The organism is Nocardia sp. CA-107356 (assembly GCF_050946365.1).
GTDB lineage: Bacteria > Actinomycetota > Actinomycetes > Mycobacteriales > Mycobacteriaceae > Nocardia.
The window spans coordinates 4,894,595-4,907,860 of the sequence record NZ_CP191992.1 but is presented as its reverse complement, the minus strand read 5'-3'; the positions used below and the strand labels follow the sequence as shown (position 1 = coordinate 4,907,860).

Here is a 13,266-nt window from a genome sequence, read left to right as displayed (position 1 = left end):
CGGTGCAGCAGTGACGGCGACCTGTCCGTTGGAGCACTCCGGGATCGGTGTATCCGTCGGGTTCGATGTGGGGGTACCGGGCGATCCGTTGCTGGAGCTCGGCGAACCGCCGGAGTCGGGCGCACCCTGCGAACCACCGGAACTCGGAGGATCCGCCGCGGCGTTGGACGACGTCGGGACAGCCGTCGGGACAGCCGTCGGGCCGGTCGTCGGCACAGCCGAACTCTTCGAGACTGCCGACGTACCCGGCGGGTTGCTCGTCGAGCAGCCCGCCGCGCCGACCACGACTGCGCCCACCACTAGCGCCGCACCCACGGCCAATCTGTTCATGATCAATGCCCTCCCAGCATCGCCGCCGTATCCGGCTGTTACACAACACGATCGACGGATCACTTCTACAACGAACATATCCAGTGAAGGATCGATTGTGTTTCTCGCCGCGATCGAACAGATCGACGACTTCTTCGCACAGCTCGCTCGCTTGCCCCGCCACCGTGAACCGACCACCCGCCGACCTGCCCTCACAGGACTGAGCCGCAGGCGGGCGATCCGGCTGGTTATGGGCGGATCTAGCCTGGCAGCTGAGCGGTGGAGGGTCAGTATTCGCTCGTGCACTAATCGCGGCGGCTAACGGCGCTATCTCAGGTACTTCGAACATCGACACCCGTCGCCGATGTCGTAGATCGCGACGGTCTGGGTGTCCTCGAGGAGATCGTTCGAGGGCAGAGCCTTGATTCACCGGAGTTTCGATTTCCCTTCACTTTCGCGCACAACACTGTGCGGTACGCGCTGAAATGGTCACGATCGGTGCGGTCGGGGTCGACCGCCGCCACGTGATCGCTTGCCGCGATCCGGATCGACCAGGAGGTTCCATGTCCACCTTGGCTCGCCGCTGTCTCGGCCGACGAAGTCGCGGGGCCGCCGCGTTCGCCGCGCTGCTGGCGCTCGCCGCCACATCGTGTTCCAGCTCGTCGGACAAGGTATCGTTGCCCGACACCGCGACGCCGATCAAACATGTGGTGGTGATCTTCCAGGAGAACGTCTCCTTCGATCACTATTTCGGCACCTACCCGAACGTGGCGAACACCGACGGCTCGAAGTTCACCGCCGAGCCGGATACCCCGAAGGTAGACGGGCTCACCCCGGATCTGTTGTCGCACAACCCGAACAAGTTCCAGCCGACCCGGCTCGGTGGCCCGAACCAGCAGGTGACCTGCGACCAGGACCATGAGTACAAGGACGAGCAGGCCGCATTCGACGGCGGCAAGATGGACCAGTTCGTCGAGCATACCGAGGTCGCCGCCTGCAAGCCGCCGACCTTCGGCGCGCCCGGCCTGGTGATGGACTACTACGACGGCAATTCGGTGACGGCACTGTGGAACTACGCCCAGCACTTCTCGATGAGCGACAACTCCTACAACACCACCTTCGGCCCGTCTACGCCCGGCGCGATCAACCTGGTGTCCGGCCAGACCCACGGTGTGACGAAGGAATTCATGCCGGACGGTAAGCCGTTCCCGGACCACTACGTGATCGAGAACGCCGGCAACAACCAGGGCACCGTCATCGACGACCCGCAGCCCTTCGGCGACGACTGCTCGACCCGCGATCAGATCCAGATGAGCGGCACGAACATCGGCGACCTACTCAATAAGAAGAACATCAGCTGGGGCTTCTTCCAGGGCGGGTTCAAACCGACCGAGACCAAGGACGGCAAGGCTGTCTGCGGCGCCACCCACAACGTCGGCGTCGCGCTCGGCGGCACCGGTAAGACCGGTGACAAGGCGTTCGACACCAAGGCCGACTACATCCCGCACCACGAGCCGTTCCAGTACTACCAGTCGACGGCGAACCCGCATCACCTGCCGCCGAGTTCGGTGGACAAGATCGGCCAGACCGATCAGGCCAACCACCAGTACGACCTGTCGGACTTCTGGGCCGCCGCCGACGCGGGCCACTTGCCGGCAGTGAGCTACCTGAAGGCGCCGGGTTATCAGGACGGTCATGCCGCGTACTCGGATCCGCTGGACGAGCAGCGCTTCCTCGTGGAAAGCATCAACCACCTGCAGAAGTTGCCGGACTGGAAGGACACTGCGGTCGTCATCGCCTACGACGACTCCGACGGCTGGTACGACCATAAGTCCTCGCCGATCGTTACGTCCTCCGGTTCCGCGGAGGACACGCTCACCGGGGCCGGCGTCTGCGGTGACCCGACCGGCAAAACCGCCAAGTACCAGGGCCGCTGCGGCTACGGTCCGCGGCTGCCGCTGCTGGTGATCTCGCCCTACGCCAAGGCGAACTTCGTCGATCACACCCTGACCGACCAGACCTCGATCCTGCGGTTCATCGAGGACAACTGGAAGACCGGGCGGATCGGTGACGACTCCTACGACGAGCGCGCCGGCGTGCTCGATGCGATGTTCGACTTCAAGGCGACGGCACGGCCGACGCTGGCACTCGACCCGAAGTCCGGCAACGCGAACTGAACCCGATAGCACCGAGTCGTCCGGTCCCGTCCCCGAAAAGGACGTCAGGCCGGGCGGTTCGTGGGCGCGGTTGGAGCCGGTCTTCGCCGCAGAAAGTATACGTCGAGGCCAAACGTGGCGATCCAGCCATCTCGAATGAAGTCAACCGAGCGTAGAAGCTGTAACTCCTTGCAGCACAATATATTTGAGGACCATAGTTTGATCGCTTCCGAATCGCGAACGGAACGTGGATCCGCCGCCGACAGGCGGCGGTGTGAGCCAGGGTTGAGAGCCTGCCGGTGTTGGTGCGCCGAGTTCGAGTCCCGGATCCCGCACCATTAGACCGTTACTAGAAACATGGCCCGAATGAACGGCGCAAGCCAGGGCCGTGACCAACTTCACACACTCGCCACCCGACCGGGTGGCGAGTTGCGTTTCCGGCAGATGCCGCTCCAACACACCCTTGGCCACCGCAGCCGCCACATCTGGCTCCTGCCCACAGTTCAGGGCGGTATATCCGGCCTGGATCGCATGCAGCTCGGCGATAACCGGCTGGAACTCATGTCCGGTGACCTCCTCCTCAAACACATACAGCCGCTTGAAGATCGCCTGGTTCAGTCTGCGCCTAACCTTATCGCTGGCACCCTTGTACAGCGTGTAAGGATCACGCAGCAGTTCCAAGCAGGTCGTAAGAAATTCGGCTCCGGTGGATAGGTCAAGCTGCACCTTGCCTAGCTCTACCTGCAGTTTCTCTCTTTCGCGCCCGATCTCGGTCAGCCGCGTCCTGATCTTCGCTTGCGGCAGCGCTCCATCGGCGGCCAGCTCGATCAGGTTTGTTTCCTTCGTATCCAAGTCCTTGAGCTGGCCTTGCAGCTGCTTTCGATACAACCGCTGGGCTGCTTCACCTTCGGCGAGCATCTCATCGAGCGCTGTCTCCATGGTCGTGATGAAGTCGGGCGAGAATGTGATCGTTTTGTAGTACGCCGCTACCGTGTCCTCAATGCGGTCGGCGTTGTAGTGCGGCGAGTGGCATCCGGCGTTCTTCTGGTTGCCGATGCAGAAGAAGTACCAGTAGTCCCCGCCGTGCCGCCCCGGCGTGCGTTGGATGATCATGCGGCGAATCACCTTGTCGATCCGGCACCGGCCGCAGAACAGCGTGCCCTTGAGATAGTGGTGGTGGACTCTGCGGCGTTCGCCGGCCACGCCGTGCTCATCGAGCACTATCTGCACCCGGTTGAAAGTCTCTTCATCGACCAGCGCCTCGTGTCGGCCTGGGATCTCCTCGCCCTTGTAGGTGACGATGCCGATGTAGTAGTTGTTGCGAAAAAACCGAGCCCATTCCTTGGCCGTGACCGGTTTCGGGGCTCGCTTGGGTGTGCGGCGGGTATGAAGCCCACGGTCGCGCATGGTGTGCTCGATGTCGAGCAGGCTGTAGTCGCCAGTGGCGTAGAGCTTCCAAGCTTGCTCAACCAGCGGACCACGTTGGGTGTCAACATCGACGGTCCGGATCTTCCGACCATCTTCGGTCTGCACAAGCGAAAGTACCGACGCCGCTTCCAAGAGCCATCCCGCCAGATATGACTAAGCTGTCGAAGATAGAATCAATTATGATTCGCGCGGAAGACGAATTTCACGACATTCGCACTACGAGACAGGCTATCGTCGCGGATATTGCGTTTCGGGAGAAGCTGGATCTCGACTACACCGAGGAACGTGAAGCGATGTTTAATGCTCAGAAGCGGACGAATGGGGACATTCTGGATCGTGGTAGTTTCGAGACGTGGTTAAGGCAGCTTATTAATGCTGCGCCCAGCGATATTCTACTACTCTAGCGTTCTCTTCCTGCTGGAGACTCCGATTCACAAACTGGGACATCCGCTCCCGGTTCAGTCCCACAGTCCCGCACACGGCAGTGGCGGCAGATCGCCCCTCACCTCATCATCCACAGTCACGCTGAACTCCGGAAACCCCTGCGCCAGTTCATCAGCCACGTTCTGGGCCTGCTCAGCGCTCGCCTGGTAGTCCAGGCAGAGCGCACCGGATTCGATGTGGATGTGTCGGATACGCCGAGGCGGCTTCATGTCGCATCACCGCGGTTTGTTCAGGCTCAGCACCATCCGGCCCGCCTCGATCAGTGTGGCCTGCGCAGCTGTCTTGCGCGGGCACTGTTTTGCCCGGCAGGCAACATGGATCTGCATAATCTCGTGGGCTTGGGAAACAGAGAACGGCACAAGCGGTGCCCGGTGAGCGGTCGGATCACACAGTGCGACAGCCTGATACATAGCAAGGGAGTACATGGGCCGAATACCTTCTGGTTGGGCGACTTTGGTCTGGTCCAGCCTGTGTTTCGGGCCGCCAAGGGGCTATACCGCCAGGTGGCAGACCGCTATGCGTCCGGCGTATAGCCCGCCAGTTGCCAGGGGGTTAGGCTCGGGTCGTTTTACGTCAGCGGTATAAAAGACCAGGTCAGCGGTATAATTGGATGGAAGGAATTCCCGTTCAGCATGACGACAACCGAGTCCGATCAGCAGGCAAAGCCGCAGCGGCACAAGGTGACCGGCGATGTTCATTTAGTTCTGCGCCGCGGCGACAATGTGCTCTACGGTCAGCGCCAGAACACCGGCTTCGAGGATGGTGCATGGCACCTTCCTTCAGGGCACCTGGAGGCCGGCGAATCCGTCATCGCTGCTCTGATCCGCGAAGCCGAGGAAGAAATCGGCGTCGTGATCAAGCCGGATGACGTGCGATTCAGCCACATCATGCACAACTCGTCATCCGGTGGCCGCGTGGCCTTCTTCTTCGCCGTGACGAACTGGCAGGGCGAGCCAACCAACCGTGAACCCGACAAATGCAGCGCCCTTGAGTGGTTCTCTGTCGATGGCTTGCCAGATCACATGATCGGCTATTGCCGTGCGGCCGTACAGCACGTCGCTGACGGCAATCCGTTTTCGATCTACGGCTGGTAATTACTACGGCAGTCGCTCGATGGCCTGCAGGCTGACCTGCCCATGGAGCGCAGTATGGTCATCGGATCGGCCAGTGGGGCACTCCGGTGTGCACGACACCAGGGTGCCCCGCTGCCGAGCCTGGAAGATTTGCAGGCGATGACTGACAGTCGGCGAGCCGATTTACCGCTCCACGTGGGATCCGTACGAACGTCAGCGTCTGATCAGATCAGATCGTCGTTCGTCACCCACACGAATGCCACTCCACTCCGGGGCATTGCCCATCCGTCGAAGTGCAAGCCCACCGCTCTGCCGGGCACGGTGTCCGGTGTTCTTGTGGCGATACCCTTTTGGCTGCTCGCGATGAAGTCGACCATGTTGACGTAGGCGATGTCCGTGTCGGTGTAGTCAAGCTCAATGTCGATGCCGCGGGATGGTTGCTCCACGTCCAGGTGGAGCAGTCTGTTCTGTGGCGCCGGTTGGAGACGGTAGGTATACGAGATCGTCCGCGACTGGTCGTCCTCCTCGGGGATGCCGAGGTTGACCGTGTATGTCTGCGCCTCCTTTCGCGCACTGCGCCGAATGGGACGCTCTTCACCATCAACCGTGAACTGCACCAACTCGAAGGCGTCTTTCGAGCCAGCGTCCAGACCGTTCGTCGGGCGGTAGTACCACGCGAAGGTCGATGCGGGATCCTGGGTCAGCTCTCTGTATTCGTCGATGTCCGACACAGTGACGAACCGTCGGACCCGACTCGAGGGCACGGTGGTGTACTCGTGGCGAACGGTGATGATCATAGGCGACGGCGCTGTGCTGGCCTTCTCGGAAGCGGTTCCGGCGGAAGTTTCTTCAGCAGTGCTCAGTCGGATCGAAACCTTGACATCGTGCCAGCGTTCCACCGACTTCACCGCCTGGTCGCGAATATCGGCGTAGAGCTCACGCGCAAAGTCCTTGTCCCGAAGACGCATCGCCAGACTGTTGCCGATGATCCCGTCGAGCAATTCCGGCGTCGCGACACGACGCAGGTCTTCATCCTCGAAAGCGAAGCCCCTGATCACGGCTTCCTTCATCGCGGGCGCTTGCTCGACAAACATCCGACGAAGGCGTTCGTCGTCAGCTTCGCGCTTCTCGCGTTCGAAGAACGCATCGAGCCAGATGGAGAAAATCCCGGCACCGACCAGGATGGCGCCCAGTTCGTTCCAAGGGACTACGGCAAGCCATGCCAACTCTCGCACAGCTGGTAGGGACTTGCCGATCGCAATGAAAGCAGCACCCACCACGACAAACACCAGACCGGCGAGGATCTTCTTGGTTCGTTGGAATCGTTGAAGGGCGTCATTCATATGTCGCAACTATTGTATCAAGTAGCGTAGCGTGGACATAGAGCGAAAGAAATGGCGAGGCGCCCCAAGGGCTCCTCGCCATTTCCGCATTCACTCAAGTAGCACTAGCCGTTTCCGCCAGTGAAGCCGTTGCCGCCCATGGTGCCACCTCCTTTCATGTCACGCCCCAGTAGAAGCCAGGGCATTGCCAGGTTGGTGGAGGCCGATTCGCTGATGCCAAAGCTGCGTAGCGAGTCGCCCAAGCAGGTTGCGCTAGACCAGCTTCCACTCACAGAGTTGGCTGACTACCTCAGTCAACCGATCCGTGCTCATCCGCTTTCGCTCGATCTCCTCGGTGGATTCCTGCTGCGCGCCGTACTGCCACCACGCTTCGCCGGTCTTCCGGTCCATCACCAGTGACTGGGCCCCGATGGCAGGTCCACCGGCTATGCGAGTTGTAGTTGCTGCTCGAACTCGGTCGGTACCCATTGCTCACGGAATGCTTGCGGGGTAAGGAAACCCAGCGATCCGTGTGGCCGGTAACTGTTGTACTCGATGCGCCAATCCTCGGCAAGGACCCGCACCTCGGTCAGGGAATGAAACACCTCGCAGGACAGGAACTCGTCGCGGAAACGCCCATTGAACGACTCACAGACACCGTTCTGCCACGGCGATCCCGGATCGATGAACGAGGCATCGACCCCGGTGAACCGGCACCAATCCCGCATCGCGTGCGCGGTCATCTCGGTGCCATTGTCCATGCGAATGTGCATCGGCTTCCGCCCGGTGGCCACGATGATCTCGTGGAGCACACCGACCAGCTGATCGGCGGTGCACGACCGGAATGCTCTGGTGGCCAAGGCTTCCCGCGTGAACTCGTCGACAATGTTAAGGAACCGGACTTGTCGACCGTCGACAGTGACATCGACCTGGAAATCCAGGGCCCACATCTGATCCGGGAACGACGCCTTCAGACGCTGATTCCGACCCGGCCCGATGCGGCGTTTCTTACGCACTCGACTCGGTCGCTTCAATCCCTCCTCACGCCAGAGTCGTTGGGTGCGTTTGTGGTTGGTTACCAGACCCTCGCCACGGCACAACGCGTGCGCCTTCCGCCAGCCCCACCGCGGATGACGCCGGGAGATCACGCGCAGCCGCTCCCTCAGCGTCCGTTCGACCTCGGCGACCGCGCGCGGCCGACGTTGCACCGACCGCGACTGCCCCACCACTCGGCAGGCGCGGCGTTGCGACACCCGAAACCGCTGCTGCAGAACCACCACGGCCCTGCGACGGCGGTCCGGGCTCAATAGTTTCCCCGGTTCACTTCCTTGAGCATGTCGATATCGAGGGCCTGCTCGGCGACCATCTTCTTCAACCGCGCGTTCTCGCGCTCCAGCTCTTTGAGCCGTTTCGCGTCGTCGGATTTCATGCCGCCGTACTGGGCTTGCCAGCGATGCCAGGAAGCCTCGGAAATCTCGAGGTGCTTGCACACCTCCTCGATCGAGAATTTCTCCCCGATCAGCTTCTCGCCCTCGCGCAGCTTGCGGATGATCTGCTCGGGGGTGTGTCGTCGTCGCGCCATGTCGTGATCTCGTCCTCCTGCACCCATTCTGGTGCATCAGAACTCTCACAACCGCTGGACCTGCTCAAAGGGCTCCAGTCACCAGGAATCTGTCCTTCACGGCCGGGCCGCGGACCACCAAGCTCACCGTGAACGGCTCAGCCACCACCGCATGTACCATCGAGTGATGCAGGGCGTAGCTGGTGCCGACCGGTTCCTCGCGAGCCTGGAGCACGGGCAGTTTCGCCGGGTCGACCTGTTCGTCCAATTCGGCGTTCCCGAACAGGTAGTGCCGGTACTGGCCGCGCAGGATCCGGCTGGCATACGACCAACGATGGTTGTGCGGTCGGTCGAAATACCCTGGTAGGAACACGTGTAGCCGTATGCGAATGCCGGGGTCGTCGTCGCTGTGCAGCACGATCTTGTCGAGGATGTCGTAGTGCTCGCACATGGCCAGTAGTTCCGGCCGGTTGGGCAGATCGCCAAGCCGTGTGCGCACAATCCGAGGTTCGGCGGTGAGTTCGTTCAAGGCTTCGCGGCAGCCCCGTTCAACATCGTCGATGTCGTTCCAGTCGATCCAGCACAAGTTCTCCGCGATGCGATCCATCTCGTCCATCGCGTTCCTCATTCCTCGGGCTTGGCGCTGGATTTCCACAACCGGCAGACCGGCACGATGTCCTCGTATGCCGCGCAGGAGGCTTTGCCCATCACCAGTTCTTCGGCGGGGCAGCCTCCCAAGCACGCACCGGCTTTACAACCGCCGCAGGAACTTTCAGCCAGGACGCTGGTGAACAGGTCGAACTCGTTCGTGCCGTGGTTCAGTTGCACCTGTCCGTCGACCATCTGGGCGAAGTACAGATCGGTGTCGAACAGGAAGGAGCAGACGTAGCACCGGCCATCAGGGAAGATTGAGATCCGATCCAGCGTCCGGCCGATGCACCCCTGGTAGCCCTCGCTGGCGTAGCGCTCAATCTGATCACGCCGGGCATACGTCGGCTGGTACCACACGCGCGTCTTGTATTGCGGTGCAACCTGATTCAGGTGCTCGCAGAACTCCACCCATTCAAGCGGGTTCATCGCCATGTCCGCATTGCCGTGCCCAGTGCCGATGGTCGAGAAGACATGGAACTTCACCAGACTGACACCGAGGTGATCGGCGATGTCCAGCAGTTGCAGCACGTCACGCTCGTTGTGCTTGTTGACCGTGCAGATGATGCGGGTATCGAACCCGCGACGGGTCAGCTCAGCCGTGGTTTCAAGCGCTTGAGTGAAGGTTCCCGCACCACGGATGGCATCGTGGCTCTCGCCGCTGCCGCCGTCCAAACTGACCTGGATGTAGGCGAAGTCATCGGGTTCGAGTTGGCGGAACCGCCGCAGGGCCGGTTTCTGGGCATTCGTTGTGGTGATGACGTGCTCATAGCCCAGCTTGCGGCTCAGCCGGATCACCTCGCAGTAGTGCGGGTGCAGCGTCGGTTCGCCACCGAGAATGGTCAGCTTGTCACCACCCATTCGCCGCCAGGTAGTGAGCGTGTCCACGATCTGCGGCAAAGGCATCTTGAGTGCCCGGTCCAACCGCTCGCCCATATAGCAATGCTCGCAACGCAATTGGCACGCCTCGGTGATGTACAGGTAGACATTGCGGAAGCGGCCATAGGCCACGCGGTCGATGCGATCCGGTTCGGGCAGGTTGCCGCCACGCGGCATACGGGCATGGCCGTAGCCGTCGCTGTTCGTTCTCAGGCTCGGGGTGGGCAGATCAACGGTGGTCATAACGAAACGCTCCGGGAGATAAGCAGCGGGGCAAGCAGATTCGCCGCCCCGTCGATGGTGTTGGTGGTATCGAGCTGGGTGACGGCAATACCGGAATCGGTGAATCCGGCACGGATACCGGCTGCCGTTTGGTGGTAGCGCTGCATCCGTGCTTTGAACAGTCGAGGCGAATCGCCTCGTCGTGGATGAAGTAGCCCGCGGCACCGGGCGCACTTCCAGTTGTCGTCATCGCACGGAACTGCCGGCAGTCGAGGATCGGAGATCGGATCACGCTCGCAGCGGTGGCAGACCTTTCGGTTTCGCGATCGCTGTTTGAGCGTCTTGGCGTCGGTCAGCAACTCAATCGCCTCGATCTGGCAGCCCGGTGCCACTGGTCGCACAGCGGCGAGCAGCTGGTCGACTTGGCTGGCGGAACCCGGGAAGTTGTCCAGCAGCACGGTAGTGATGCCGGGATTGGTGCTGGCGGCGGTGAAGTACGAGCGCACCGCTTCCATCACAGTGAATTCGTCAATCCACCCCAGCCGTTCGCTACTGGTGGCGGTCGCCGCCAGCACCTCCTTCGATACGTGCTCACGCAGGCGAAAGACCCGGCGCCCAGGTTCTGATCCGAGACGCAGAGTGAGGGTGGTTTTGCCAGCGGCTGGCGGGCCAAATATGGGGACTACTAGGGACAATGCCACGGCCTACCCCTTTCCTAGCGGCCATTTCTGGAGACTGGCCAAGGGTGGCCCGGGGTGGCGAAAACGGCCACGACAATGGCGTATGCGGGGTATGTATGAAACGTATAGTCGTTGGTGTCAAGCCCTGGTAGGGTCACGCGACCAAGGCAGAAGGCAACAAAATCCCCAGGAAAACCCGGGAGCGGCCATCATGACGCGGGTACCCCATATGCAGCGCTACTGCGCGCGCTGTGGGACCAGGTTGAACAACTACAACCTCGAATCCTTCTGCGCCCCTTGTGAATCCGCATCCCGCGATGAGCGGCAACAACCACCGCTCCTGCCGCCTGCCTTCTGGCTGACTGATCAGATGCGCGATGCCCTTGCCACCTGGCATATGGGCCGCGTGATCTTCGCCTACCGCACGCACCCCTTCCACGGTCGTGCCCTGCCCCAGGAACTCGTCGCCAACTGGCTCGGGCTGACGCAGGCCCAGCTCAGCCGGATCGAGAAAGGTCCGGCACCCGAGCAACTGTCCAAGTTGATCCGCTGGGCCGAGGTGCTCGGCATCCCGGCCGAGCAGTTGTGGTTCAAGCTGCCTGCTGGTTCCGGCGCTACGCTCGACCATGTGAACCGCCAGGAATTCGTTCGTGCCGCACTCGGCGTCACGGTGGCGGCAGCGACCCAGCAGCCGCTCCTCGAACTGCTCGGCAAGATCGAACCGACGCCGATCCCATCGACGGTTGGGCTGACCGAGATCGAACAGGTGCGCACGGCCGCACGAGAGTTCAGCTCTTGGGATCACACCTACGGTGGTGGGCTGGTCCGTGAGGCTGTGTCCGCTCAACTTCGCTACGCCGTAAATCTGCTGGGTGCCAAGACGGCGGAGAAACACCGCACCGAGTTGCACAGTGCCGTCGGTTTCCTCGGCCACACAGCAGGTTTCATGGCCTTTGACGCCTATGCACACACCGATGCTCGCAGCATGTTCCAGCTCGGCCTGACCTGTGCTGAAGAGGTTGGTGACTGGCACCTCCGCGGGAAGGTGCTCTCGTCGATGGCACGGCAAGCCATCTGGTGCGGGCATCCAGATGACGGGTTGACCTTCATCGAGCTGGCGATGGTGCGCGCCGATCGCCTGACCGCAACTGAGCGGGCGATGCTCCATTCAGCGCGGGCACGTGCGCTCGCCAAGCTTCAGCGGACTGAGGAAGCTGTCCGAGCGGTCGGTCAGGCCGACGACGAATTCGCGCACGCCTCACCAGCAGACGACCCACCGTGGATGTCGTACTACGACGCCGCCCAGCACTCGGGCGATACTGGCCATGCCCTGTTTGATGTTGCGCTCGATGGTCGATTCGTTGGTGAAGCCAGGCAGCGACTGGAAGCGGCAGTTGCCGGGCATACGGCCGCTTTCGTTCGCTCGCGAGCGATTTCGGGGATCAAACTGGCGTCGCTGATTATGGCCACCGGCGATCCGGTCGAAGCAGCTCACTTCGGCCAGGCCGCGCTCGTTGACGCCGGACATCTACGCTCCCGGCGTGCGGCCGATGATCTGCGTGAGCTGCGCACGTTTGCCCAACCTCGCACGCACGCACCAGAGGTCGAGGAGCTGAACGTCCAGATCGACAGCACGTTGGTTCACGCATGACAAAAGCCTCGGATACCGACTGGCTGTCGATCGTGCGGTCCGCTGGTACTACGGTCGGGCTTGATGTGGACTGGGCTGAGCCAATTCAGGTGAGCGAGAACGCCATCTACCGACTGCCGGGGTGCGTCGTCGCTCGAGCCAGCCGACCAGGCCAATTGCAGGCAGCCCGACGTGAGGTGAACGTCGCACGCTGGCTGGAAGCATCCGGTGTTTCCGCCGTGCAGGTCGTGCCGGATGTCGACCAGCCGGTGGACGTCGATGGTCGGGCAGTCACCTTCTGGCGCGAACTGCCACCGCACAAACATGGCACGCCGACACAGGTCGCTGCGGTGCTCAAGCAACTTCACCACCTACCGGCCCCAACCGATTTCGATCTCGGGGAGGTGGCGCCGTTCGTTCGACTGGAACAGCGGATCGCAGCCGCCCACATCTTGACCGAAGACGATCGGGGTTGGCTGCGTGAACATCTCACCGAACTCCAGCAGCGGTGGGCACGACTGCCAAAAGGCCTGCCGTGGTGCGTCATCCACGGTGATGCCTGGGTCGGCAACGTGGCCGCAACGGACGACGGTCAAGTCGTCCTGCTCGACCTGGAGCGCACGTCGATCGGGCCGCCGGAGTGGGACCTGGTACATACGGCGATCAAGTGGAGATCGTTCGGGTGGATCACCGAGGAGCAGTACGCCGAGTTCTGCGGCGTGTACGGCTACGATGTCACTAAGTGGGCAGGCTTCGAACTGCTCCGCGATATCCGCGAACTGCGTATGACAACGATGGCGATGCAGGCAGCATCGAACAAGCTGGCGCTTCGGGAGCAGGCAGAGCACCGGCTAGCGTGTATCCGAGGCGATTACGGGGCACGGCCGTGGTCGGGGTGGAAGGCGTTGGAGTAA

At 61.8% G+C, this 13,266-nt stretch carries 14 protein-coding genes; 6 read left to right on the top strand and 8 right to left on the bottom strand.

The window, feature by feature from the left end; genetic code table 11:
* The first annotated feature begins 10 nt into the window (after positions 1 to 10).
* Both ACQP1G_RS22170 and ACQP1G_RS22165 read left to right on the top strand, forming a co-directional pair.
* Complete coding sequence (locus ACQP1G_RS22170; RefSeq protein ID WP_433207530.1) at positions 11 to 631, top strand: hypothetical protein; 621 nt, start codon at positions 11 to 13, stop codon at positions 629 to 631.
* A gap of 241 nt (positions 632 to 872) precedes the next feature.
* Positions 873 to 2,486, top strand: coding sequence for a phospholipase C (locus tag ACQP1G_RS22165; protein ID WP_433207527.1), 1,614 nt, complete (start codon positions 873 to 875; stop codon positions 2,484 to 2,486).
* Positions 2,487 to 2,627: 141 nt separating this feature from the next.
* Here ACQP1G_RS22165 and ACQP1G_RS22160 read toward each other — a convergent pair whose 3' ends face one another.
* Positions 2,628 to 4,025, bottom strand: a complete 1,398-nt coding sequence (locus ACQP1G_RS22160; protein WP_433207524.1) for a recombinase family protein — start codon at positions 4,023 to 4,025, stop codon at positions 2,628 to 2,630.
* A gap of 17 nt (positions 4,026 to 4,042) precedes the next feature.
* Here ACQP1G_RS22160 and ACQP1G_RS22155 point away from each other — a divergent pair, with 17 nt between their 5' ends.
* Positions 4,043 to 4,297, top strand: coding sequence for a hypothetical protein (locus tag ACQP1G_RS22155; RefSeq protein WP_433207521.1), 255 nt, complete (start codon positions 4,043 to 4,045; stop codon positions 4,295 to 4,297).
* 54 nt (positions 4,298 to 4,351) lie between these two features.
* On the opposite strand, the gene ACQP1G_RS22150 is transcribed toward ACQP1G_RS22155, so the two are convergent.
* The gene (locus ACQP1G_RS22150) at positions 4,352 to 4,546 is read right to left on the bottom strand and encodes a hypothetical protein (protein WP_433207518.1); all 195 of its coding nucleotides are present in this window, start codon (positions 4,544 to 4,546) and stop codon (positions 4,352 to 4,354) included.
* Between the two features lie 423 nt (positions 4,547 to 4,969).
* Between ACQP1G_RS22150 and ACQP1G_RS22145 the strand changes: the two genes are divergently transcribed.
* Positions 4,970 to 5,431, top strand: a complete 462-nt coding sequence (locus ACQP1G_RS22145; protein WP_433207515.1) for an NUDIX hydrolase — start codon at positions 4,970 to 4,972, stop codon at positions 5,429 to 5,431.
* 203 nt (positions 5,432 to 5,634) lie between these two features.
* Here the strand turns inward: ACQP1G_RS22145 and ACQP1G_RS22140 are convergent, their stop codons facing one another.
* From ACQP1G_RS22140 to ACQP1G_RS22115, 6 genes are all read right to left on the bottom strand, one after another.
* Positions 5,635 to 6,753, bottom strand: a complete 1,119-nt coding sequence (locus tag ACQP1G_RS22140) for a hypothetical protein (protein ID WP_433207512.1) — start codon at positions 6,751 to 6,753, stop codon at positions 5,635 to 5,637.
* Positions 6,754 to 7,005: 252 nt separating this feature from the next.
* On the bottom strand, positions 7,006 to 7,143 hold the full coding sequence (locus ACQP1G_RS22135) for a hypothetical protein (protein WP_433207509.1): 138 nt from the start codon (positions 7,141 to 7,143) through the stop codon (positions 7,006 to 7,008).
* A gap of 35 nt (positions 7,144 to 7,178) precedes the next feature.
* A protein-coding gene (locus ACQP1G_RS22130; protein ID WP_433191779.1) for an IS3 family transposase occupies positions 7,179 to 8,314 on the bottom strand; the annotation gives its coding sequence in 2 pieces (ribosomal slippage) (positions 7,179 to 8,053 and positions 8,053 to 8,314; 1,137 coding nt in all).
* Between the two features lie 64 nt (positions 8,315 to 8,378).
* On the bottom strand, positions 8,379 to 8,909 hold the full coding sequence (locus ACQP1G_RS22125; protein WP_433207506.1) for a hypothetical protein: 531 nt from the start codon (positions 8,907 to 8,909) through the stop codon (positions 8,379 to 8,381).
* A gap of 8 nt (positions 8,910 to 8,917) precedes the next feature.
* Positions 8,918 to 10,063: a radical SAM/SPASM domain-containing protein gene (locus ACQP1G_RS22120; protein WP_433207503.1), complete on the bottom strand. Its 1,146-nt coding sequence runs from the start codon at positions 10,061 to 10,063 to the stop codon at positions 8,918 to 8,920.
* A complete protein-coding gene (locus tag ACQP1G_RS22115; protein ID WP_433207500.1) occupies positions 10,060 to 10,743 on the bottom strand; it encodes an AAA family ATPase in 684 nt (227 codons plus the stop codon). The genes ACQP1G_RS22120 and ACQP1G_RS22115 overlap by 4 nt, the downstream gene beginning before the upstream one ends.
* Between ACQP1G_RS22115 and ACQP1G_RS22110 the strand changes: the two genes are divergently transcribed.
* Together ACQP1G_RS22110 and ACQP1G_RS22105 are read left to right on the top strand one after the other, a co-directional pair.
* Positions 10,688 to 12,373, top strand: coding sequence for an XRE family transcriptional regulator (locus ACQP1G_RS22110; RefSeq protein WP_433207497.1), 1,686 nt, complete (start codon positions 10,688 to 10,690; stop codon positions 12,371 to 12,373). The genes ACQP1G_RS22115 and ACQP1G_RS22110 overlap by 56 nt on opposite strands.
* Positions 12,370 to 13,266 (top strand): phosphotransferase family protein, encoded by an 897-nt coding sequence (locus ACQP1G_RS22105; RefSeq protein WP_433207494.1) that lies wholly within the window; start codon positions 12,370 to 12,372, stop codon positions 13,264 to 13,266. Before ACQP1G_RS22110 ends, ACQP1G_RS22105 begins: the two co-directional genes overlap by 4 nt.